This is a genomic window from Prevotella sp. RM4 (genome assembly GCF_000701965.1).
Taxonomy (GTDB): Bacteria; Bacteroidota; Bacteroidia; order Bacteroidales; family Bacteroidaceae; genus Prevotella; species Prevotella ruminicola.
Window position 1 is genome coordinate 130,112 of the sequence record NZ_JNKG01000007.1, and the last position, 24,529, is coordinate 154,640.

The 24,529-nt window shown below is 47.9% G+C and carries 20 protein-coding genes; 6 read left to right on the top strand and 14 right to left on the bottom strand.

From position 1 onward, the window contains the following. Nucleotides 1–90: 90 nt before the first annotated feature. Nucleotides 91–1,644, top strand: coding sequence for an alpha-amylase family glycosyl hydrolase (locus T499_RS0101755; protein ID WP_084162850.1), 1,554 nt, complete (start codon nucleotides 91–93; stop codon nucleotides 1,642–1,644). On the opposite strand, the gene ald is transcribed toward T499_RS0101755, so the two are convergent. Beyond that, entirely contained in the window at nucleotides 1,637–2,740 is a 1,104-nt protein-coding gene (gene ald / locus T499_RS0101760; protein ID WP_028906946.1) for an alanine dehydrogenase, read from the bottom strand. The genes T499_RS0101755 and ald overlap by 8 nt on opposite strands. 136 nt (nucleotides 2,741–2,876) lie before the next feature. On the opposite strand from ald, the gene T499_RS0101765 reads away from it, so the two are divergent. Both T499_RS0101765 and T499_RS0101770 read left to right on the top strand, forming a co-directional pair. After that, nucleotides 2,877–3,743, top strand: coding sequence for a prohibitin family protein (locus tag T499_RS0101765; protein WP_143010946.1), 867 nt, complete (start codon nucleotides 2,877–2,879; stop codon nucleotides 3,741–3,743). A gap of 14 nt (nucleotides 3,744–3,757) precedes the next feature. Next, nucleotides 3,758–5,266 (top strand): C10 family peptidase, encoded by a 1,509-nt coding sequence (locus T499_RS0101770; RefSeq protein ID WP_084162851.1) that lies wholly within the window; start codon nucleotides 3,758–3,760, stop codon nucleotides 5,264–5,266. 82 nt (nucleotides 5,267–5,348) lie between these two features. On the opposite strand, the gene tsaA is transcribed toward T499_RS0101770, so the two are convergent. From tsaA to T499_RS0101825, 11 genes are all read right to left on the bottom strand, one after another. After that, complete coding sequence (gene tsaA / locus T499_RS0101775; protein ID WP_033149509.1) at nucleotides 5,349–6,020, bottom strand: tRNA (N6-threonylcarbamoyladenosine(37)-N6)-methyltransferase TrmO; 672 nt, start codon at nucleotides 6,018–6,020, stop codon at nucleotides 5,349–5,351. A 3-nt stretch (nucleotides 6,021–6,023) separates the two neighbouring features. Beyond that, nucleotides 6,024–7,688: a family 43 glycosylhydrolase gene (locus T499_RS0101780; RefSeq protein WP_033149510.1), complete on the bottom strand. Its 1,665-nt coding sequence runs from the start codon at nucleotides 7,686–7,688 to the stop codon at nucleotides 6,024–6,026. A gap of 98 nt (nucleotides 7,689–7,786) precedes the next feature. Beyond that, nucleotides 7,787–8,788, bottom strand: a complete 1,002-nt coding sequence (locus tag T499_RS0101785; protein WP_033149511.1) for a class II fructose-bisphosphate aldolase — start codon at nucleotides 8,786–8,788, stop codon at nucleotides 7,787–7,789. Nucleotides 8,789–8,962: 174 nt separating this feature from the next. Next, a complete protein-coding gene (locus T499_RS0101790) occupies nucleotides 8,963–9,673 on the bottom strand; it encodes a LytR/AlgR family response regulator transcription factor (RefSeq protein WP_033149512.1) in 711 nt (236 codons plus the stop codon). Then, complete coding sequence (locus T499_RS0101795) at nucleotides 9,670–10,692, bottom strand: sensor histidine kinase (RefSeq protein ID WP_033149513.1); 1,023 nt, start codon at nucleotides 10,690–10,692, stop codon at nucleotides 9,670–9,672. Before T499_RS0101795 ends, T499_RS0101790 begins: the two co-directional genes overlap by 4 nt. Next, nucleotides 10,685–11,902 carry an ABC transporter permease gene (locus T499_RS0101800; protein WP_033149514.1) on the bottom strand — a complete coding sequence of 406 codons (1,218 nt, stop codon included), beginning with the start codon at nucleotides 11,900–11,902 and terminating at the stop codon, nucleotides 10,685–10,687. Before T499_RS0101800 ends, T499_RS0101795 begins: the two co-directional genes overlap by 8 nt. A gap of 24 nt (nucleotides 11,903–11,926) precedes the next feature. Beyond that, complete coding sequence (locus T499_RS0101805; protein ID WP_013064549.1) at nucleotides 11,927–12,682, bottom strand: ABC transporter ATP-binding protein; 756 nt, start codon at nucleotides 12,680–12,682, stop codon at nucleotides 11,927–11,929. Nucleotides 12,683–12,687: 5 nt separating this feature from the next. Continuing rightward, a complete protein-coding gene (locus T499_RS0101810; RefSeq protein WP_033149515.1) occupies nucleotides 12,688–13,917 on the bottom strand; it encodes an efflux RND transporter periplasmic adaptor subunit in 1,230 nt (409 codons plus the stop codon). A 41-nt stretch (nucleotides 13,918–13,958) separates the two neighbouring features. Beyond that, nucleotides 13,959–15,290 carry a TolC family protein gene (locus T499_RS0101815; protein ID WP_033149516.1) on the bottom strand — a complete coding sequence of 444 codons (1,332 nt, stop codon included), beginning with the start codon at nucleotides 15,288–15,290 and terminating at the stop codon, nucleotides 13,959–13,961. A 149-nt stretch (nucleotides 15,291–15,439) separates the two neighbouring features. Next, nucleotides 15,440–17,113 (bottom strand): DUF6377 domain-containing protein, encoded by a 1,674-nt coding sequence (locus T499_RS0101820; protein ID WP_033149517.1) that lies wholly within the window; start codon nucleotides 17,111–17,113, stop codon nucleotides 15,440–15,442. 78 nt (nucleotides 17,114–17,191) lie between these two features. Next, nucleotides 17,192–18,499, bottom strand: a complete 1,308-nt coding sequence (locus T499_RS0101825; protein ID WP_157054469.1) for a hypothetical protein — start codon at nucleotides 18,497–18,499, stop codon at nucleotides 17,192–17,194. Nucleotides 18,500–18,777: 278 nt separating this feature from the next. Between T499_RS0101825 and T499_RS0101830 the strand changes: the two genes are divergently transcribed. Continuing rightward, the gene (locus T499_RS0101830) at nucleotides 18,778–20,715 is read left to right on the top strand and encodes a TlpA family protein disulfide reductase (protein WP_198021227.1); all 1,938 of its coding nucleotides are present in this window, start codon (nucleotides 18,778–18,780) and stop codon (nucleotides 20,713–20,715) included. Nucleotides 20,716–20,734: 19 nt separating this feature from the next. On the opposite strand, the gene T499_RS0101835 is transcribed toward T499_RS0101830, so the two are convergent. Next, entirely contained in the window at nucleotides 20,735–21,961 is a 1,227-nt protein-coding gene (locus T499_RS0101835; RefSeq protein WP_033149520.1) for a sugar MFS transporter, read from the bottom strand. Between the two features lie 25 nt (nucleotides 21,962–21,986). After that, complete coding sequence (locus tag T499_RS0101840) at nucleotides 21,987–22,661, bottom strand: MIP/aquaporin family protein (RefSeq protein ID WP_013064759.1); 675 nt, start codon at nucleotides 22,659–22,661, stop codon at nucleotides 21,987–21,989. A 110-nt stretch (nucleotides 22,662–22,771) separates the two neighbouring features. Between T499_RS0101840 and T499_RS0101845 the strand changes: the two genes are divergently transcribed. Together T499_RS0101845 and T499_RS0101850 are read left to right on the top strand one after the other, a co-directional pair. Further along, complete coding sequence (locus T499_RS0101845) at nucleotides 22,772–23,734, top strand: YqiA/YcfP family alpha/beta fold hydrolase (RefSeq protein ID WP_232221036.1); 963 nt, start codon at nucleotides 22,772–22,774, stop codon at nucleotides 23,732–23,734. 91 nt (nucleotides 23,735–23,825) lie between these two features. Then, the gene (locus tag T499_RS0101850) at nucleotides 23,826–24,515 is read left to right on the top strand and encodes a lipoate--protein ligase family protein (RefSeq protein ID WP_052173293.1); all 690 of its coding nucleotides are present in this window, start codon (nucleotides 23,826–23,828) and stop codon (nucleotides 24,513–24,515) included. Nucleotides 24,516–24,529: the final 14 nt, after the last annotated feature.

Below are 24,529 nucleotides of genomic sequence, written 5' to 3' on the forward strand. Positions count from 1 at the left end.
TTAAACTAAAGGTATTACTGAATTTGAGTACTCATAGGGGCAGGCTGCTCTGTGAAGAACGGTCGCCCCACTTTTTAATTTTGGTTGGTTATGAATAAAATTTTAATTGCACTTCTGTTTACTTTGAATGTTGGTGGCCTGTTTGCTGCCGATTATGTGGATGACATTAACAAATCGGTTGAGATGCGCTCCGATGGGCACCGTGTGGTGTACGAGATGAATGTAGGCTCGTTTACTACCGAGGGAACCTTTTCTGCTGCCCAGGCCCGGTTGCACGAACTCAAAACGTTGGGTGTCGATGTGGTGTGGCTCATGCCCATCTATCCCCGTGGCGGAGGTATCAATAGTCCCTATGCTGCTACCAACTTCCAGCAAACTAATCCTAGTTATGGTTCTATTGCTGACTTGAAGACCTTTGTGGCTCGTGCCCATGAATTAGGAATGGAGGTATGGCTCGATTGGGTGCCTAACCATACGGCCACCAATGCCGACTGGGTAACAACTCATCCTGAATACTACTTAACGAGTGGTGGACAGATGGTTCATCCCAACAACTATGGCGATGTGTGGCAGCTGGATTATGGCAATGCCGACTTAGTTAATGCTATGAACGATTGCCTGAAGTTCTGGATCGATGAGGCTGATATTGATGGCTATCGCTGCGATTATATCAGTAGTCCTCAGATTCCAGCCTCGTATTGGCAAACCACTATCCCGATGATAAAAGCGCTGAAACCAGTAACCTTCCTTGGCGAGGCCGATATCGCATCCGATGCAACCCGGTTAAAGAGTGTTGGCTTTGATTACGATTATGCCTGGCAGTTCCAGTCATCATTGGCCAGCTATGCCAATGGCACGGCAGCGTCGCGATTAAAGGCGTTTGTCAATACGCTGATACAGAAATCTGCTGATATATCGTTTGGTCGCATGCTCTATGTCACTAATCACGATCAGAATTATAATGAAACCAAGAAAACGCTCACTCAGAAGTATGGCGATAACCGTTATCCCCTCACAGTACTTGCTTATACCGTTTATGGAATGCCACTTGTTTACAATGGTCAGGAAGTTGGCGGAAATCAGGCTCTCGACTATTTCAACGATACCAAGATTGATTGGACAGCAAAAGATGATAAGATGCTGAACACCCTGCGCACGCTGTTTGCATTAAAGCATGCAGTGCCAGCTTTGAGTCATGCCAAACAGACCGCTGATAATCCTGCAACCCAGCTGTTTGATGTACAAGGTAGCACAAGCGTTTTTGCTTATACCCGTACTTTGGGTGATAGTCAGGTGCTGGTAGTTCTTAATATGGGTACTACAGATGCATCGGCTACTATCAACGGACTTACTGAGGGTGATTGGAGCCTTTGGCTTGATAGCAGAACCATTGCCCAGGGCACCAGCAGACAGCAGGTTACGCTTCATGCCTCACATACGTTTGATATCGAGGCTAAAGGGTATCGCGTTTATGTACGTGGTGTCTATCCTGAACAGCCCGTATCATCTTCCACAGGTATTCGTTCCGTCTCTGCATCGCAAACTGCCAGCCATCAATGGTACAGCCTTAGCGGTCGTGCTATCCACACACCCACTAAGGCTGGTATCTATATCCGTGATGGAAAGAAATACGTAGTTAGATAATCTTCTCGTAAGGCAGACCGAATACATCAGCCACAGCCTTGTAGGTTACCTTTCCTTCTACAATGTTCAGTCCCTTAGCCAGTGCTGGGTCGTCCTTGCAAGCCTGCTGCCAGCCCTTATCGGCCAGTGCAATGGCATAACGCAACGTAGCATTAGTGAGGGCGAGGGTAGAGGTGTTAGGTACAGCACCTGGGATGTTGGCTACGCAGTAGTGTACAATACCCTCCTCGGTATAAACGGGTTCGCTATGTGTGGTGGGGCGCGATGTCTCGAAACAGCCACCCTGGTCGATAGCCACATCAACCAGCACTGTTCCTGGCTCCATCAGTCTCAGCATCTCACGTGTAATCAGGTGTGGTGTCTTATCGCCTGGCACTAACACACTACCTACCACAATATCAACTGTTGGCAACATCTGTCGGATGTTATGCTCCGACGAATACAGGGTATGCACGTTGGCTGGTGTCTCAATATCTAGTTGGCGCAAACGTGGCAGCGAGATATCGGCAATAGTCACGTCGGCACCCAGACCTGCGGCCATCAAGGCAGCTGCCTCGCCAACCACACCGCCACCAAGTACCAGCACCTTAGCCGGACTCACACCTGGCACACCACTAATCAGTTTACCCTTTCCGCCTTTGGTTTTCTGCAGATAATAGGCACCATTCAGTGTGGCCATGCGTCCGGCCACCTCGCTCATAGGCTGCAACAGGGGGAGCGAACCGTTAGGCAGTTGTACTGTTTCGTAAGCAAGACAAACTGCTTTGCTTTTCAGCATCGCCTCTGTAAGCTCCTTTTCGCAGGCAAAGTGGAAATAGGTAAATAGCAACTGTCCCTCGCGAACCAGCTCATACTCGGGCTCAATGGGCTCTTTTACCTTCACAATCATGTCGCATTCACGATACACAGCCTCGATGCTAGGCAGTATGCGCGCACCAGCTTTCACATAGTCGTCGTCGCTGAATCCGCTGCCTTCGCCAGCCGTATGCTGCACACTTACCTCATGACCGCGACGTGTGAGTTCGGCCACACCCGCAGGCGTCATACCAACACGGTTCTCATTGTTCTTAATCTCTTTTGGAATTCCTACTTTCATAAGCTCAAGGTTTTTAGTAATACATGTTTTATGGTGCGAATATACGAAAAAATCTGTTTGGTGGTGCAGTCTTTCCAACTTTTTTTGTATTTTTGCAACCGATATCAATCATGCAACAATAAAAAAGCTATAAGTTATGAATTCATTGAAACCGTATTATCGTCTGCTGGCCTACGGATTGGGAGGCTTTGTGTTTATTCTGATTCTGTTTACCACCTGCTGTACAGTAGTTGATTCAGGTGAGGTGGGTATCCGTTTCCACAAATGGTCGCTCAACGAGCAGGACTATGGTGGCGTAGAGGGCACTTGTAAGGGTTGGGTGTTCTATAACCCCATCACCACCAACGTGTTTACCTATCCTACGTTCACCCAGCGTAAGCAGTACGAAACCTTCTCGGTAAATGCCAAGGATGCTTCGCTCTTCGAGATGGATCCTACCATTGCCTATCGTATCAACCCAGATAAGGCTTGCGACATTTTTACTAAATATCGTGTGGGTGTTAAGGAACTCGAGGAGGGCTATATCCGCACCTGTATCTACGAGGCCTATCGTACCTGTGCTAACCAGTACACCTCTGATTCACTCATGTCTAACCGTGCCAATTTTGAGCGCGATGTGCGTGCCCGTTTGGAGAAGTCGCTCATGAGCGAGGGCTTCCTGGTTGAGGAGTTCACCTCAAAGATTACCCCACCATCATCGCTTCTCTCTATGATTGATGCCAAGAACACCGCCATCCAGAGTGCCTTGAAGGCTGAGAACGAGGTAAAGGAGGCTGAGGCTAATGCCAAGATTGCTGTGGCCAAAGCCGAGGGTAATGCCAAGGCCATGAAGATTAAGGCCGATGCCGAGGCCTACTACAACCGCACCATCGCCGCATCACTCTCGCCCATGATTGTTCAGGAGGACATGATTGAGAAGTGGGATGGCAAGATGCCTCAGATCATGACTGGCAACGGCGGCATGATGATGGACATCTCGAAAGTCATCGGTGCCAAGAAATAAATAATGAATATTTAATGCATCACATATTAAGATACTTTACTGGCTTAACATTCACTGTTATAGCCTGCGCTTCTATGCAGGCGCAAGAAATTCTGCCACTGATACAAACCCAATGGGGACAAGCCGCACCTTATAATATGTTCTGCCCTAAGGAGTCGCTGGCAGGTCCTAATAGTCTTGCAGGCTGCGGCGCTCTCGCTATGGCACAGGTTATGCGCTACCTGCAAGAGCCGTCAGTATCGCCCAAGGGCGAGAAATATCAGTGGGATTTGATGCCTCAGCGCCCGTCTACACCTGAAGAGGCACGTGCTATCGCTCGATTGGTTACCGATTGTGGCGTCAATGCTTTTACTGCGTACGGCAAAAACAGCAGTGGAACCAATCCCTTCAACGTGCTTTGTGCGATGAAGAAGTGCTTCGGATTAAATCCGTACATCTATATCATCATGCGCGAACAATATCCTGGCGATGAAGGCAGAAGGCTTTGGCGAAGGTTGATTATGGACGAATTGCAGGGCGGCCGACCGGTCATGATGATAGGCTCACTTCTGAATGGAGACAAAAAACTAGGCCACATATTTATTATTGATGGCGTGCGTGGCTCGCGTGTACACGTGAACTTCGGCTGGGATGGTAAAGGCGACGGTTATTATGCGCTCGACGATCTTGGGGGATTCAACATTAACCAATCTGCAATTATTGGAATAGGTAAGGCCGACTATGTGCCAGAGTCTAAGGTGGTAAAGACCGAGCATGCCGGACAGTTGGCCGAGCTGCTGCCACAGAACGAGTGGAAACAGATTCGACATCTGCGCGTTAGCGGACCACTCGACAAGAGCGACTTCAAGGTATTGCAGCAGATGGCACAAATGGATCGTTTTGTCGGCAAGGGAGGCGACCTGCACACACTCGATCTGAGAGATGCCGAGGTGGAATATCTGCCCGATTCCGCATTATGCGCTACGCAGACGCTGTTCTATGTCCGTCTGCCTAAGAAGCTCAAGCAGATAGGGCGTGATGCGTTTAATACTTGTATAATGCTTAATGAAGTCGACATTCCCTCGTCGGTATGGCGTATACGTAAGGGGGCATTCAATTTTTGTCCCAATCTGTTGAGTATCCACATCCCTGAGGGTGTGCGTAATATTCTGAGTGGTACATTCTGTGGATGTAAGAACCTTACCGAAGTGACGTTACCAGAATCTATCGACACGCTGGGAGCTGGAGTATTTGAAAACTGCACCCTGCTGGAGCGCCTCTATATTCCAGCTTCTACTCATCAGATAGGTGTCGATCTTGTGAAAGGTTGTCCTAATCTTCGCGAGGTAATTATCGACCCAGCCAACAAGGAGTTTGCCTTTTGCGATGGCAAGATTGTTGGCCTCACCAAGCGTGCTCAGGAGCAGTTAGGCCAGATTTCCCATCCATCTGTTGATCCTAAAAACTTCAACCAAATAGGCACCCGCCGCGTACGCAAAGTAAAAGCAGTAAAGCGCAACGGCAAATGGGTAGAAGTGAAGTAAAAGAGGCACCTCAAAAATTCCTAAGGACTTTTCAATTGCAAAGTACTTAGAGTGCAAAATTTCTTTAGGTACTTTGCAAATTTTACTTTATTTCTACCACTGTTAATACATTATCTGCAACCTTAAAACGGATGTCGAACGTGAGGAACGGCATGCCGTAGATGCGGTTGGGATCGTTGTGATAACGGGGACGGGGATCTTGCTGCAGGGTGGCAATTAAGGATGCTACCTGATCAGTTGGGATTTTGTTTTCCAACTCTTTTGGGAGTTCCACTTTTAAAGGTTCCCACTCGGTGTTATCCACAAAGCCGCTGCGGGCATCGGGGTGGGCATCGGCATAGGCCACATAGGGCTTGATGTCGTAGATGGGTGTTTGGTGCATCAGGTCGGCACCTTTTACATAGACGACGGGACCTAATTTGGCATCGTGCTCGATGCGGTCGATACGGGCACACGACAGTCCGAGATTGTTTGGACGGAAGGGTGAACGGGTGGCAAAAACACCCATGCGCTGGTTGCCGCCTAAACGGGGTGGACGCACGGTGAGACTCTTTTCGGCATCGCGATTGGCAGAGAACTCCCAGATAATCCACAGGTAATCGAATGCTTCAAGTCCGCGAACGGCCTCCATCTGTCGGTACTCTGGTGCAAACACGATACGCCCCGTCAGGTCGGGCACCAACCCGCTCTGACGAGGAATACCAAACTTTGTGGGGAATGGTGATTCAAACCATGCTATGGGTTGTATCTCCATGTATTACTCTGAGTATTGAAATGCGAAATCCAACAGGGTACACAGCGACTTCTGCTTGGTATTCGACTTGAATACAAAGTAGATGGCGTGCTTACCTGAAAGCTTGGCCAACTCAGGCAGGTCGAAAACGGCTTCGGTTGCCTCCTGTGGCATGTCGGCCTTGAGTTCGAAGCTACCAAGAAGCTTGCCTTTCTGCGATGTCCACGGCCGATCGAGCATCAGCTGAATAGTACCATCGATACCTGCAGGGATGAGATTCAACGACAGCTTCAGATTATTCTTGCCCTTGCTCTCGTTGAGGTTAAAGTACTTGTAGCCTACGATTGAACCATCGGTATTGTTAACCACACGGTTGGTATTGCAGGCCAAGGCATAAGGATCGTCGAAGTTCTTATCGTTACCATACGATACCTCGACATACGAACCCGAGAACTTGTTGTTTGGCCACTCGTGAACGGCAGGTGTAGGACCAGTAAGCCAGCAAGCAATACCGGCTGAGTGGCGTTCGAATGGATTCAAACCAGCGAGTGCAAAACCCTCGGAGTTATATTCGCCCTCGGTAATCTCTACCTTACCACCTTCGCCTTCCTCGACAGTTACCTTGATAGGAGCCACCATGGCCTGGCGTGCATACTCGTTGGTACCCGTCTGGCGATGATAGAACACATACCACTGACCGTTGATCTCGCAGATACTGCCATGGGTGTTGCCATCTGGAACAGCCGATGCTATGGTGTCGCCCTTCTCGTTAATCTCGCGACCACGCGCATCGATAATGGTTCCACCATAAGTCCAAGGACCTAATGGCTGGTCGCTATAGGCATAGGCTAAGTTGTAGTTGCTAGTGGGCAAACCAAACTCGCCATCCTTGGTAAAGCGGCTGTAGATAAACACATATTTATCTTTGATTTTACGGATGCTCGATGCCTCGAAGAAACTGAAGATACCCTCTTCGTTGCGGCCTGATACCATGCCATCAATCATCTCTGTGCCAGGCTTAACGGTACACATGGTGGCAGGATCAATCTCTGCGGCGTATGAGTGCTCAAAGCCCCAATAGCCATACACACGACCATCATCGTCGACAAACACAGCGGGGTCGAAACCATAGATTCCCTCAACCTGGTTGGGGTTCTTCTTGCTCCAGTTGCATACTTCGAAAGGACCATCCGGACGGTCGCTCTTGGCAATCAGTGCATTGCGGTAGCCTGTCTGGTCGTTGGGGAACAGATAATATGTCTTCTTGCCTGTGCTATCGGTTACAAAAGTGATATCGGGTGCATACAGCACGTCGGCTGTAGCTGCTGAGTCGAATACCTCGCCTCGGGCATTTCGGTTTACGGTGAGGATGATGCCATCGTAACGCCAGTGACTCAGATCGTCGGTTGGAGCCGACCATACCACTTGGTCGCGACCACAATAGGCATCCTTCAGGTTATCGTGCGAACCATAGATATACACACGCTGCTTACCTGGGTTATCGGGATCGTCGAACACGTAAGGCTCGCCATCAGGAATATGCTCCCACAATGGCAGATAGGGGTTTCCAACGGTGTTGAGTGTTGTAAGTTCCTGACTTTCTACAACTGCAGCCTTTTGGGCGCACGATGCAGCCAGACCCATGCAACATAAAGCTGCGATACTAAGTTTAAGAACGTTCGTCTTCATCTTCTTTGTATTGTTAGGTTTATTATCTGGCTGCAAAAATACAAAAAAAATCCGAAAGCATGATACTTTCGGACTTTTTTTATAATGTGATGCTTGGATTATCCGAGCTTGCCGTCTGAACCGAGTACGTTCACAATCTTGTGGATGTACATCTTCTTCATGTTCTCGCGAGCGGGCTTCAGGTACTGGCGAGGATCGAAGTGATCGGGGTGCTCAGCCAGGTACTGACGGATAGCAGCAGTCATAGCCAGACGAGAGTCAGAGTCGATGTTGATCTTGCAAACAGCGCTCTTAGAAGCCTCGCGGAGCTGCTCCTCGGGGATACCTACTGCGTCGGGCAGGTTACCACCGAACTTGTTGATAGTGTCAACCTCGTCCTGAGGAACTGAAGAAGAACCGTGGAGAACGATGGGGAATCCAGGAAGCTTCTTCTCGATCTCGTGCAGAACGTCGAATGCGAGTGGGGGAGGAACGAGCTTACCAGTCTTAGGATCGCGTGTGCACTGCTCGGGCTTGAACTTGTAAGCACCGTGAGAAGTACCGATTGAGATAGCCAGTGAGTCGCAACCTGTGCGAGTAGCGAAGTCGATAACCTCCTCAGGCTTTGTGTAGTGGCTCTCCTCAGCTACAACCTCATCCTCAACACCAGCGAGAACGCCGAGCTCAGCCTCTACAGTTACGTCGAACTGATGAGCGTACTCAACAACCTTCTTTGTCAGGGCGATGTTATCCTCGTAAGGCAGTGAAGAACCGTCGATCATAACGCTTGAGAATCCCATATCGATACAGTCCTTGCAGAGCTCGAAGCTATCACCGTGGTCGAGGTGGAGAACGATCTCAGGCTTCTCGCAACCCAACTCCTTGGCATAGGCTACTGCACCCTCAGCCATGTAACGCAGGATTGTAGCGTTAGCATAGTTACGAGCACCCTTTGAAACCTGCATGATAACAGGTGACTTGGTCTCAACAGCAGCCTGTACGATAGCCTGCATCTGCTCCATTGTGTTGAAGTTGAAAGCGGGGATAGCATAGCCACCAGCTACTGCCTTCTTGAACATCTCGCGAGTATTCACGAGTCCTAATTCCTTGTAATTAACCATAATATCTTAAAATTTAAATGAATAATTGTCGCTTTAACGCCTGCAAAGGTACAAAAAAAAGTAAAAAGGAAAAGAAGTAAAAGGGTAAAAGTTATTAATGATTTCTTAAATTATCACTTTTTTACTTTTCTACCCTTTTACTTTTTTACCTTTTGTAAAACGCAGTTTGCAATCTTACACCAGCGTATGCTCGTCGAAGTACTTCTGAACCTCTTCCTTGTAGTTGTCGGAGATAGGAATCATCACGTCGTCGAACACAATGCGGAACTTATCCACGAGTGGTGTCTCCTTCATATGTACGATGAATGAACGGTGGGTACGAAGGAACTCTGGCTTAGGCAGATATTCCTCGAGTTTCTTCATCGACATCAGCGACATCACCTTATCGCCATTCTTCAGGTAGAAGCGTACGTAGTCCTTTAATCCCTCGACATACAGGATGTCGTCGAGGTTAACACGCTGCAGCTTGTAGTCGCTCTTTACGAACATAAAGCGGTCGCGGCGGTAAACGTCCTGACGCAAGGCAACGGTAAACCACTCGATGGCCTTGTCGGTAGCCTTAATGAAGTCGTCGTACGAAATGGGTTTCAGCAGATAATCCAAACCATTAACTTTAAAGCCCTCGATAGCATACTGAGGGAATGCGGTAGTAAAGATTACCTTTGTGTCTTTGGGGAGAATCTTGGCAAACTCGATGCCTGACAGTTCAGGCATCTGAATGTCTAAGAACAACAGCTGTACGGGGTTTTCACGAAGATCCTTCATGGCCTGTACGGCACTGTTGTAGGTTCCCTGCAAACTCAGGTAAGGAGTTTTTTTTGCGTAGCTCTCAAGCAGACCTGCTGCCAGAGGCTCATCGTCGATGATAGCACAAGTAATTGTCATAACTGGATATGTATTGTTGATGTGTAAATATTTCCTTCTTTATTAACGCCCTTCTCCCAGGTGTAACGTCCGGGATAGGACAACTCTAAGCGGCGCTGTACCTGACTGAGACCGATGCCATGGCCACTACGGTCGTCGCGCGACTTGGGGTGGTTCGAGTTCTCAATCTGGCAGGTAATGTCGTGTTCTGTGGCGGTAATGCTGATGTGTACAAAACTGGGCTCAACAGGACTTACGCCATGTTTAAAGGCATTCTCGATAAGCGAGATGAAGATAAGCGGTGCCACCTTAATACCAGGCAAGGCCACCTGTCGATGGAATGTGACATCGACATTCTGCGACAAGCGGATCTTCATCAGCGCAATGTAGTTCTCAATAAACTGCATCTCATCCGTGAGCGTTACCTCGCGTTCCTGATTATCGTATAGCAGATGCCGCAGCATTTTTGATAGCTGTTGGATGGCATTCTGAGCGCGTGTCTGGTCGATGGCTGTCAGCGCATAGATGTTATTCAGTGTGTTGAGCAGGAAGTGAGGGTTGATCTGCGATCGCAGGTTTTTCAGCTCGCTCTGGATGCGTGCAGTCTCAGATTCTCTCAGCTTCTGTTCGGCAGTTACCCATTTGCGTGCCAGGGCTAAAGCGGTAGAACCACCTGCGAAAATGCAGAAGTTCAGTCCTTCACGCAGAATGTTGGTTACGTCGTTAATCGTGTCGTCGAAACGCTGGCGTACACCGAAGAGATCGTTGGTAAAATCGGTCCAGTAGTGAAGGGTGATACTGAATACCGAAATCATTGCCAAGTTGATGAGCAGGTCGTAGCGATGCTTACCTGCCACGAAGAGCTTGGGAGCCAGATACAGATAGTTGAGATAGAACACTATCATCAGCATTGCTGGCTGCATGCAGTACATCAGGTACTGCATAAACTTGATTCCTGTGCCTCGCCAGAATGTAAGAGGCGACAGGAACATAAATGCCCAAAGGGCCACGTGGCATAGGCCTGCTAAATGTCTATTCATGTCTTATAGCTTCTATAGGATCCATATTTGCTGCTTTCTGTGCAGGAATGTAACCGAATAGTACACCGATAAACACACATACCAGGAACGATACGTAGATACTCCAGGCGGGTACGCTTGATGGCATGCCGAACGATGCTAAGAACGTGCTGGCGCCAACGCCCACTATCACGCCTATCAGTCCGCCTGTAAAGGATATCAGCACACTCTCTATCAGGAACTGTAGCGATATAACGGGTCCGGTAGCACCTACCGCCATGCGCAGTCCAATCTCCTTGGTGCGCTCGGTTACACTTACCAGCATAATGTTCATAATACCAATACCAGCTACCAACAGCGAGAAGGCTGCAGCCACTACCAGAATGATGGTAACGGTGTCCATCGTACTCGACATGGTCTCCATCATCTCGGCCTGCGAGCGGATGGTAAAGTCGTCGTCGGCATCCTCCTTCAGCTTGTGGTTGTCGCGTACTATCTGTGTGAGCTCCTCGATGGCAGCATCACTCAGCTCCTCGGTTACAGCCGAGCAGACAATACTTGAGAAATAGGTCTGGGCAGCAATACGCTTCATCACGGTGGTGTAGGGAGCGATAATCACGTTGTCCTGGTCCATACCCCACGAGTTGTAGCCCTTAGATTTCAGTACGCCCACAATACGCATGGGGATACTCTTGAAGCGGATGGTCTTACCGATACACTCGGCACCTTCGCCAAACAGCTCCTTAACGATGGTAGCACCAACCACGCAAACCTTCGAGGCCTTTTTGATGTCCTCCTCGGTAAAGCACTCGCCCTCTTCGATGGTCCACAGTCGGATGTCCAGATAATCTATCGATTCGCCATACATCGAGGCGTTGGTGTTCTTGCTGCCATAGATGGCCTGACCGCTGGCTGTTACCTCGGGCGATACCTTGGTAACAAAACGCTTCTCACGAACAATACGCTCGTAGTCGGCCATCTTCAGCGTCTGCATGCTCGACGGATCCTGTCGTACGCCACCTCGCATATCGGCACCAGGACGGATTGTGAGCAGGTTGGTACCCATTGTCGAGAGTTCGGCACGGATGCTCTCTTTCGAGCCCTGACCGATGCTCATCATAATAATCACCGCTGCTACGCCGATGATGATACCCAGCATCGACAGGAACGAGCGCATCTTATTATTCGCTACGGCCTTCAGACTTACTTTAAACAGATTCAGTATATTCATTGTTTCATTTTTCTATTTCACTAATCAATCGTCCTGCGGAGCAGGCAACTGTGCCAGTGCTTCGGCTGCCGACTTGATATTGGTATTGATGGTATCCTCGCGAATCTTACCATCGCGCAGGTTGATATTTCGACTCGAATACTCGGCAATCTCAGGGTTGTGGGTCACAAAGATAATAGTGTGGCCCTGCTTGTAGAGCTCCTGGAATAGTACCAGCATCTCGAACGATGTTCGTGTATCAAGGTTACCTGTTGCCTCGTCGGCCAACAGCACAGCGGGATCGTTAACCAGCGCACGGGCGATGGCTACACGCTGCATCTGGCCACCCGACATCTGGTTCGACTTGTGATACATACGGTCTTCAAGTCCCACAGCCTTCAGGGCTTCCATGGCTTTGCGACGACGCTCTGAGGCCGAAATCTCAGAGTTGTACATCAATGGCAGTTCCACATTCTCCAAAGCTGTGGTCTTGGCCAGCAGATTGTAATTCTGGAACACAAAGCCAATCTTGCGGTTGCGCAGTTTGGCGCGCTGGGTCTTCGACATGGTGCGCACGGCAATGCCATCCAGCAGATACTCGCCGCTGGTAGGCGTGTCGAGACAGCCCAACTGGTTAAGCAGCGTACTCTTACCTGAGCCCGATGTACCTTGGATGGTAACAAACTCGCCCTCGTAAATCTTGAACGAGACACCTCGCAAGGCTTTCACCGTCTCACTGCCCACCTGGAAGTAGCGCTTTACGTTCTGCAGTTCAATAACTACTTTCTTCTCTTCTTCCATAATGCTTATCTTTGTGGTGCACCACCGCCAGCTTGTCCGCCTTGCTTGTTATTGTTGTTATTTCTGTTTCCACCTGGACGTGGCATGAATGGGTTGCCGGCCTGCTGCTGTTCAGCCTCGCCTGCTCCGCCACTGATGTTAAAGTCGGTAAGAATCTCTGTGCCAACCTTCATGCCGCCGGTAATCTCGGTCATGATACCGTTGCTGGTACCAACCTCAACCTTATGAGCCTTGAATACAGTTCCTTCCTTGGTCCACAACTTGTGGTCGCCCTCGCAATCCTCGATGGTCTCACCCTTCTGCAACAGTGCCTCGTTGGGGTGGAATCGCAATGCCTTTGAAGGAACGGCCAGTACGTCGTTCTTCTCTAAGGTAAAAATGGTTACGTTGGCTGTCAAGCCAGGCTTCAGCTTCAGGTCGTTGTTAGGAGCCGAAATTACTACCTCGTAGGTCACTACATTGCTCTCGGTGGTTGCCTGCTGGCGAACCTGTGTTACGCGCCCCTCGAACTGATCATCGGGGAAAGCATCTACGGTAAAGCTTACACGCTGTCCCTCCTTAACACCACCTATGTCGGCCTCGTCGATATCGGCAATCACACGCATGTCGGTCAGGTCCTGAGCAATCACAAACAGCTCTGGGGTGTTGAATGAGGCGGCTACGGTCTGACCTTCTTCAACTGATTTCGACAGGATGACACCATCGATAGGCGATGTGATAGTGGCATAGCCCAGGTTAGTCTGAGCCTTCTGTACGCTCTCCTTCGATGTGTTTACCTGCTCCTTGGCCTGCAGATACTGCAAACGGGCGCTTTCGTACTCATCGGCGCTTACTAGTCCCTTGTTGTACAGTTCCTTATACCTATTATAATTACTCAGCTGGTAGTTAAGCGAGCTCTGGGCACTGCTCAGGTTAGCCTTGGCTGTGTTCAGTTCGCTAATCAGGTTGGTGCGGTCCAACTCGGCAATCACCTGTCCCTTCTTTACCACGCTGTTGTAATCTACATACAGATGACTTACAATACCACTCACCTGGGTACCAACGGTTACGCTGGTTACAGGCTCGATGGTTCCAGTAGCTGTAATGCTGGTCTGGATATTTGTTTTCTCTACCTTTGCGGTATCAAAGCTAATCTTCTCTTCTTTCTTGCCACCTGTGCATTTTACCAGGGCAAAAATTACGATAACGGCCACAACGCCGATACCAATCCATCCTTTCTTACCGATCTTTTTCATATCTCTAAAATTCTCAATTCTCAATTGTAAATTGTCAATTATTACATCTCTCCCGTTTCGTAGAACTTCAGCATCTGCTGGTTGTAGATGGTCTGATACTTCGACTGCAACTGGTTCTGCTGAGCCGAGAGCAGGTTGTCCTTACCAGTCATCAGTTCCACGATGTTCTTCAGTCCAAGACGGAACTGCTCCTGCAGCAGATCGAAACTCTGCTGTTCGCTCTCAACGGTAGCGCAGGCAGCCTTGTACTTCTGCTGGTTGGTTTGAGCATTCAGCCAGTACTCCTGAATGGTAGAGTAGAGGGTCTTCTGCTGGTCTAGCAGGTCGAGCTGTGCCGACAACTGCTGTATCTTAGCCTTGTTAACCGATGTCTTGGTAGATCTGCCATCATAGATGGGTACACTAACCGAAACACCTGCCATCGCATCAAAGTTGGTCTTCATCTGCTTGCCCCAGCCGTTCGAACTCAGCGAGTTGGTGCTGGTGCCGAAGCTACCTGTCATACTAACGGTGGGAAGCCAACCGGCCTTTGCTACCGAGAGGTTCACGTCGCTGCTCTTGATGGCTAACTTAGAGCGCTCAATCTCAGGACGGTTCAGCAGTGCCTGCTCGTAAACACCCTGCAGGGTGGGCACCTCTTTCAGTACCATCGTGTCGGTAATCTCAGGGATAGCCACGTCAAACTCTGTCTCGTCGGTAATCTCCAACAACTGCTTCAGTTGCAGTTTATAGTTCAACAGCTGACTGCGAGTCTCTACAATGTTATACTCGTCGGTGGCTCGCTGGGCACTCAGCTGGGCCAGGTCGGCCTTGCTCATCTTACCCACGTTTACCATCTCCTGTCCGCGCTCCTCGTTTTTCTTAGCGGTTTCCAGCATCTGCTCGTTCACCTTCACGTTCTCATCCAGATACAGAATCTGGGTGTAGAGTTGGGCAATACGCTCCTGAATGCTGTTGGCCGTTTCCTTGCTTTGCAGTTCGGCTTCGTCTTCGGTTATCTTGTTCAGCTTGATGGTATTGGTATTCCGGTTGCCGTTCCAAACTGTCCATTGGGCGTTAACGGCATACGAACCATTATAATATGTCTTGTCAACCTTGGTGTTTACCATGCCATTGGTAACAGTAGATACACCTGAATCCTTCCAGGGCTGGTAACCCACGCTCTGGTTGGTAGATGCGTTAAGAGTAGGCAGCAATGCAGCCTTCGAACCCTTCAGGTCTTCGGTTGCACTCTGCTTCTGCAGTTTTGACTTCTGCAGAGTTATGTTGTTGGCCATAGCATAGTCGATACACTCCTGCATAGTCCATTTCTTCTGAGCTGATATCGTCAGCGTCAGCATCAACATACTTAATACAACTAATCTTTTTTTCATCCCAATCATATTTGATTTCGTCGGCAAAGGTAATAAGTTTATCGATAACTTCCAAATAAAATAGACAAAAAATTGACGGTTAGTAGATTTTAACCGCCAATTAGTGGATTATTTCAATATTTTTATAATATTTTGTTAACTGTAAGATGCTATTGTATGTTACCTAACTGCTTGATACGCCGTTCGAAACTCTCGCGATTGTCTAATGCACCGTTCTTGATACGCGCACGATAATTATATATGGTATTTACACTGTAATGCAGGAATTCGGCAATCTTCGACGAGTCTTCGATTCCCAGTCGTATCAGGGCGAAAATTCTTATTTCTGTGGTCAGCCGGTTCTCCTCCTTGGGGTGTACCTGCATATCGTCCTGTAGCAGGGCGTTAAAGTCGTTCACGAAATTGGGAAACAGGTGCAGAAATACCGAGTCGAAGTTCTGATACAGCTCTTCCAGCTCTTTCTCCTTGAGTTCGGTAGATTTCGACATACGGAACAGATCCTCCAACTCCTTGTTCTTCATCTTCTTGTTCACCATCTTTCGATAGTCGTCCAATTTGTCGATATACTGCGAACACAGACTCATGAATCGGCCGATATACTCCTCTTTTACGCGGTTACTCTCGGATAATTGAGAGTTGAGAGATGATAATTGAGAGTTAAGCGTTGACAACTCTTCGGTTTGTGTGGCTAACTGACTGTTGGCTGTGGCCAGTTCGTCGTTCTTGCCTTTCAGAGCCATACGGGCAGCATCCAACTGCAGGTTGCGGCGGCGCAGGAAGAACAGTACGCCTAACAGCAGTAACAGCAACAGGCTGATGGCAACCAACAGCATGCGTAGCTGGTTGGTGGTATGTTCGCTCTTGTTCTTGTAGTTCTTGGCAATCGTAGTCAGGAGCGGGGCTATCTGCCAGTTGCGTTGGCGCGATCCGTAGCGGTTGGCGCAGTCGCTGGTAAAGCTGATGTAGCTCGATGCCTTGTCGATATCACCGTTCAGCATCAGTTCGTTGGCCAGTTCCCACATCGATCCCTGGTCCATGGCGGCATTACGTATATCGGCTAACACCGATTCTACCAGCCAGTGCATCATTTGGGGCTTGTCGCCTCTCAGTTTGTATTCTATATAGCGATACAGGGCTACCAACGCGTAGGGGTGACTGCCTGGCTCAACGGTTTTTAGCCATGCATCGTTAATCTTCATCGCATCGTCCAGTCGGCCTTCGCCCTGTGCCTCCTGTTCCAGTCGCAAAAAGCGTGTTTCGTAGGTGGGGGGCAGAATGTCCATCATCAGTTGTTTGTAATGGTCGGCTTTGGCCTGGTAGGTCTGCTTCATGTGTGCCAAACGGGTGTAGTAGGCCAGCTCGCTATATACATTATTATATGCCTCGTAGTAAATACCCAGCGAGAGTGTGTCGATACCCACGGGATGTATCGAGTCGAGTGTGTTCAGTGCTTCATCATACATACCGATGTTCGAACATCTGATAGCCATCAGCGCACGGCATTTTACGGCACCCGATGCATCGCCCAACTGGTCGGCCAGTTTTATACACTCCGTCAGGTGATACATGGCCGAGTCGCTTACAAAAGCACGGTACAGTTCGTAAAGCTGAAAGTTTATCTGATATTTGTTTTTGGGTGTTGTTTCGAATGCCAGGGCCCTTTTGGTCTCGCTAATTTTTTTCTCGTGTGCTGCCACATAGTCGGCAGAGTGGGCTATAGCATGGTCAATCTGCTGGCAGTAAGCCTCCAGATTCAGTTTCTCATCGGCCAGCATCGTGTTGGTAATAGCCAGCAATAAGCATAGAAGTAGTTCTTTCCTCATCTTTTAGTTAATTGTTTTGGCTGCAAATATACCTATTTTTATTTTAAAGACCAAGTAATTTGCCAAAAAAGTTTATTCTTACCTCTCTCGGCTCTTAATCCTCGAACGCATGCTTCTTACCGATGTACGCTTTACATTCAGGGCATTAGCAATGGCCTCGTCGTCGTAGTGCAGGTCGTCTTGCATAATAAGAAATACGTATTGTGCTGTCGACAGACTGTTGTATTTGCGTTGCCACTCCTGCCAGCGTTTGGGGCGCAGTTGTGTGAAGTAATCCACCAGGCATTGTTGCTCCTTGGCGGTGGCTTCGGCGATGGACTGGCGTTGCTGTAACTGGTTAAACATCTGCGTACCTACCAGCAAGGTAGATGAGATATGCTCCATGCGGTTCTCCAGTTCCTCTATCTTTGTGCGATGTTGGCTGATGCGCTGTGCATCCTCGTCCTGTTTCTGGCTTAAGCGATGGACCTTTCGTCGATGCCACCACAGACCCACTCCAACGGCGATGGCCACAATAATCATCAAAGCTGTGGTCAGTCCCTGCATCCACGATAGGCGAAGGTTAAACTCCTTGGTCTGTCTTACCTCGTCGAACTTCTGTTGCCTGTCAATCATCTGCATGGCGCGATTAACATATTTCATGGAGTCGTCGTATGCTTGAATCTGTGACTTTTTAATTCGCGCCAGGGACTGGAATCCACTCTTTCTATAAACTGTGGCATATATATTGGGCAATAAACTTGAATCAGTTTGTTTTGCTAATTCTATCGTTCTGTTTAAATATGCGTGAGCACTATCCATCTGATTTATATCAGCATAAGCGTTAGCACAGATAAGTAGGTTTTTGAGTATCATCACGCTATCTTTGAGTGCGGTACTGTTGTCTAACCACTTATGGGCATATCTAAGCGTTTGGTAATGGTTATGACTGATGATGTTCACATGGTGCAGGATGTCATATACATGGTTTTTCAGTTCTTTATCATCGGCATTCTCTGCAATGGTCTCTGCCATTTTAAAGTCGATGATGGCATCCAGCATGTTACCATAGCGGTACATTCTCAGCATACCTCTATAATAATATGCGCGCCCGCGATGCCACTCGTCGCCATGCAGATTGTAATAGGCAATGCTGGCAGATATCAACGAGTCGTTATCTACGAGGTCTGTGCTATGAATCTTATAGGCTACGATTGTTTTCAGTAAGCCGTACTCAGCCTTTTCCTCATCCGTCAGCGCATCAGTACGTACCTTACTTAATAAGGTATATGCTTTATTGGGCTTTTCTTCTACCAGTCCCCAAGCCTGTCTTAACAGCGGGTGCTGTTGTCCGGTGCATCCTACCATGATGGTTATGGACATCAGTATGATTATTAGTTTCTTCATAACGATTGTAATTTGTTTGCAAAAATACAGTCTTTTCATTACATAAGCAAGTTTTTTTACTGTTTTTCTTCCTGTTACCCCGTCCCTCTTAGCTACTTTTTTAGCGTTCTTGTTTTTGCTATCTGTCATATTATCAGTTATTTATGCCAAAAATGCATGCAACACACCTTGCTGCATATTCTCGAAAAAATCCTTGCAAGTTTCATGTCTTCATCATAACTTTGCCATCGGATTGATCCAGATAATTCACTAATTATTCACTCAAAAACAAAATGATTATGCGTAAAAAACTTATCATCACCATGATGTTTGCCCTGATTACTTTAACGGGCTGTTCTAACCAGGCAAGTGTACCATTTGATGTGTATCTTGAAGGGCAACTTGTAAACACTGACGCCAATAAAGGCTTATGGTCAAAATGGATGTTTGGCGACCATATCTATGCTTTGGACCATGACTTGAATGTTTATTCTGGTAAACTCACAAAATCGGAATGGCAGAAAGCAGAAAAGATTTTGGTACAAGGACATGGAGAGAATGAGTTCGGCGATATGGTACTTTCGCAAGGCTCTGATGGAACATTGTATGTAGTTGATCATCCTTTTGAAGGTATGATGGGTGAATCGAGCTTGGTCTCGTTGACGAAAATTCTTCATCCAGATGAACTGGGTACATCTAAGGCCCCTGCAAGATGGGAAAAGTATGACCTGACGAAGCTATCTGATTTTAATCAAATTGGTGAATTCGTTGTTATTTCAGACTCTACCTTTCTCACGACAGGCGCACCTGTTAAAGATATGCACCATGTGCTCGCTGTCGTCAACTACAAAAAACAGACTGTCACCCCTTTAGATTATTGGCCAAATGATAGTACTCCAGAGGTGCTGACAGATCAGAAACTGATGACATATATTGATGGCTCTGGTGTAGCATGTAATGGCAAGGATCGATACTTGTATTGGGACGATTCGGGTAAACTCGCATTCATCTTTACGATTGATGGTGAAAAAGTGAATATTCTGCATCAGATTTATTCTGACCAACTCCCAATCCCAGGGATTGCTAAAACACCGTCTACCGAACGCATTCATTGCGTTGCAAATAATGACAAGATTTACTTGTTATACAAGCATTCCAATCGTAAGGGCGAAACTATGGAAAAATATGATTTGAAAGAACCTTTCCCATGGGGAAATACCGTTGAGGTGTATGACTGGGACGGTGTTAAGCAACAAGTGATTCATCTTGATAAGTTTGGACAAGAAATCATGTTGTCCGACGATGGCAAGACACTTTACCTCTATTCTGGCTTTATCGATGACCAAACTGCTCCCTATATTTACTCATACGATTTGGATTCCCCATCTACTGTGGTATCCAGTACCCAAACGTTAGAGCAGAAAAATGATGAATCTTTGCATGTTCTGGAAGTGGGTGAAGAAGCTGTTGATGCGGAACTCTACGATATGCAAGGCAATAAGCATCGCTTGTTTGATGCCTTTGCCGATGGCCGCTATGTATTACTCGACTTCTGGAATCTACACTGTGGCAATTGTCTGAAAGCTGATCCTGAGTTGCAGGAGGTTTACAAACGCATGCAGGGTAAACTGGAAATTGTTAGCATCAACTTAGATTCAATTCCAGATTGGAAAAACAGCGATTGGAGCAAGAGCATCGTATGGAAAAACTGGAGTGATGGTAAAGGATTTAAGAAAGGCGGCATACAGAGCCATTATTACGATTTCAAAGCTGTACCTTTCTATGTGTTATTATCGCCCGGTGGTCGCATCCTTTGTGAGTTGACAGGATATGGCGCTGGTTTCTTCTTAGGGATGGCTGAGGCTTTGAATGGTCCTAAACAGGACAATTATGATAATCTAAATCTTGCCATCCGGAAAGTCGATGTCAACAATAAAGGTACCACCATCAGTTTTCGCTACTATACCAAGAAAGGTTATTGGTTCAGAATTACCAGTGATTCATACCTTACTGCTGATGGCAAGAAATATAAATTAACCACAACCGATGGCATCAAGCTTAATGAGGATAACTATCCCCAAGTTAAAGCATACACCGCTCAGTCAAAATATGGCGACGACATTTACTATCGTGATTTTACCCTCACTTTCGAGCCGTTTGATACTAAGCCTGCTACCTTTGATTTCAGGGAGGGCGATGGCGAGGATGTGTTTGTGATACGAAGTGTTAGTCTGTAAAAAAAGAAGCTTGCTCGAATTAATCGAGCAAGCCTTTCTCTTCGCGGTGGACGCTGAGGCCGAAGCCGTAGAGAGCTACCACGATATAACAGAGTAGGGGGATGATGAAGGGCACCACCATGTCGGTGGCATCGGCTATGATACCTACCAGCAGGAAGCCACATCCGCCCACAGGCGTCATCATCAGAATGCTGGAGGCGCTCTTGGTGAGCGAACCTAATCCACGAACGGCCAGCGAGAAAATGGTGGGGAACATAATGGCCTCGAACAGATAGTTGCCCAGCAGACCTATCAGCGACAGGCGGCCGAAATTCATGAGCACTGCCATGATGCACAGCACGCAACCGCAACCGCAGATAAGCAGCATGTGCTCGGCTGGCAGCCAGCGCATGATAAAACTGCCTACAAAACGGCCCACCATGAAGAATGCCAGGGCACCCGTCAGCACCATCGAGGCCGTGCGGTCGTCCATCCACCCCATGCCCGTAACATAGTTGATGAAATAGCTGTTGATAGAAATCTCGGCTACCTCGTAAGACAGTAAGGCGATGAGACCATAGACAAAATACTTATGACTCCAGATGCGCTTCAATGGCTCGCGACCATACTTGGCTTTCTCTTCCAATCCGTCGTTGTGCTTGATTTCAGGCAGTTTTACACGCGCAAAAATGCAGGCTATCACTAACACCACTGCACCTAAGATGACATAAGGTATCGCGATGTTGCCACCATCATCGCTGAACAGGAACTGGCCCACGGCAAAGGTGGCAAACAGGCAACCCAAACCATTGAACGACTGCGAGAGGTTTAATCTGCTGGAGGCCGTTTCCTTACCGCCTAGTTCTGTGACGTAAGGGTTGGCGGCAGTCTCGAGGAATACCAATCCCACGCTGATGATGAACAGCGCAAACAGGTAGGCATCTAAGGTACCAGCCTCGGTACAAGGCACAAACAACCATGAGCCCAGACCAAACAGTAGCAATCCGAATACTACGCCACGACGATAGCCAAAGCGGTTAATAAACAAACCTGCGGGGATAGCCATCAGGAAGTAGCCCATATAGGTGGTTACCTGGATGAGGCTCGACTGGGTGATGCTGATGTGCATCTCGTTCTGGAAGTGTTTGTTAAGCACATCGAGAATGGCACGGGCAAATCCCCACAAGAAAAAGAGAGTTGTAATCAATACAAACGGCACCAAATAGTTGGCGCCGTTTGCCCTAAAAAGTCCGTTGTTTTGTTTCACTGTAGTTAATTTCCTTTTTATATATTTATTTATCTGAATCAATCAGTTTCCAGATACCTGCTGCACATGCACCACCAACAAAAGGACCAACAATGAAAATCCAAAGATTAGACAAAGCTGTGCCGCCCTCGAAGATGGCAGGAGCGATAGAACGGGCAGGGTTAACCGATGTGCCTGTATAGCGGATGCAAACCAAGTGAACCAGAATAAGCGACAGACCGATAGCCAGTCCGGCAAAGTTGTTGGTAGCACCATTGGTCTTGGCAGTAGCGCCCAGTACTACGAGCACAAATACACAGGTAAAGATAATCTCGGCCAGCAGTCCGCCCAGCACGCTTACGTTAGCCTGCAGATCGTTGGCACCAGTACCCTCCAAACCTGGTACATTTTCGGTAAGTATATACAATAGCAGAGAGCCGATGAAAGCACCAATCACCTGGAACAGCATGTACATGCCACAATCCTTGCCACTGATACGACCACTCAGGAAGCATCCTAAGGTGATGGCAGGATTAATGTGGCAACCACTGATGCCACCGATGGTATAGGCCATAGCCACCACCGATAAGCCAAAGGCAAATGCCGTACCTACCACAGCGGGGATGTTGTTTACTGGGTCGCAACCCAAACTAACTGCTACACCGCAGCCCATCAACACGAGCACCATAGTGCCCACCATTTCTGCTAAATACTTTTTCATAACATAGAAGTTTAAAATGTTGATTGATATGTAGATTTTTGCTTGCAAAGATACAAATTATTTCGTTCCGTGCAAATTTTTTCGCGGTAATTTTGTAATTTTGCACCATGATGGATTTATTTAAAGGTAAAAAAGTAATGTATGTGCATGGCTTTGCCTCGTCGGGGCAGAGTGGCACTGTAACTCGTATCCGTGAGGTGTTGACCGAGGCCGAGGTGATTGCCCCCGACCTGCCCATCCACCCCGAGGAGGCGATGGCTCTATTATATAAGATATGTGAAACCGAGAAGCCCGACCTGATTATTGGTACCTCGATGGGTGGTATGTATGCCGAGATGCTGCATGGCTATGACCGTATTCTGGTGAACCCTGCCATGCAGATGGGCGATACAATGAAAGAGCACGGTATGATTGGTGCCCAGCACTTTCAGAACCCACGACAGGATGGCGTGCAGGATTTTATCGTTACCAAGGCCCTGGTCAAGGAGTATAAGGATATCACCGAAAAGTGCTTTGCCGATACCAGCGAAGCCGAGCAGCAGCATGTCTGGGGCCTCTTTGGCGACGAGGATACGACGGTGAACACCTACGACCTGTTTCGTGAGCACTATCAGCAGGCTGTGCGTTTTCATGGCGAGCATCGTATGAACGATGGCTCGTTTATGCACTCGGTGGTGCCTGTCATCCGTTGGGTGAGCGATAAACAGGAGGGTAGGGAGCGTCCCATTGTGTATATCAGCACCAACACGCTGATTGATCAGTATGGCAAACCACGCAGTTCGTCGCAAAAAGCCATCCGCCAGTTGCTCGAAACCTATCAACTCTACTTTGTGGCTCCTGCTACAGTAGATGCTAAGGATTATGCCGACGTGAATGCCTGGCTGTACGAATACATCAACGTGCCTGCCTACGGGCATACCATTTTTACCAATCAGAAACAACTGCTCTATGGCGATTATCTGATTGATACACAGAAGGTTGATGGCATGGCTACGCTGATAGAGTTTGGTAGCGATACCTTTAAGACATGGGATGATGTGATACCCTACTTTGAACGTCTGGGCGGACAATAAATAAGATTTAGCATTATTTAGAGGAAAGAATTTGGCGGTTACATAAAATCTTCATATTTTTGCAGAAAGTTTTAATGATTATACTTTACAGATGAAATATATCGCCTTACCTACTAACGAACCCCGTCGCCTAAGTTTCTATCTGGCGATGGAGGAGTATGTAGCGCGAAATCTGAACGAACCCGACTGCTTTTTTATGTGGCAAGTAGAGCCCAGTGTTATCTATGGTCGCAACCAGGTGGTTGAGAACGAGGTAAACTTGGCCTATTGTCGCGAGCACGGCATCCGGGTGTATCACCGTAAGAGTGGTGGTGGATGTGTGTATGCCGATATGGACAACCTGATGCTCTCGATGATTACGGATGGCGACAATGTAGGCTTTACCTTTAACCGTTTTGTAACGATGGTGCAACTGGTGCTACATAAGATGGGCGTCGAAGCCACCAGCACCACGCATAACGATATTATGATAGGTGATAAAAAAGTGTGCGGCACGGCTTTCTATCAGTTGCCTGGGCGCAGCATCGTTCATAGCACCATGCTCTACGATACCAATATGGAGCACATGCTGAATGCCATCACGCCTGGGCCGGAGAAGTTGGAGAAGAAAGGCATTCAGAGCGTGCGGCAACGCATCACCTTTTTAAAAGACCACACCACGTTATCGCTCGATGAGATAAAAACAATGATACGGCAAACCCTGTGTGATGGCGAGGTGATGCTCACAAACCAACAAATTAAGGATATTGAACAAATAGAATCATTAAAATACAATAATTAAAAATACAATAATCT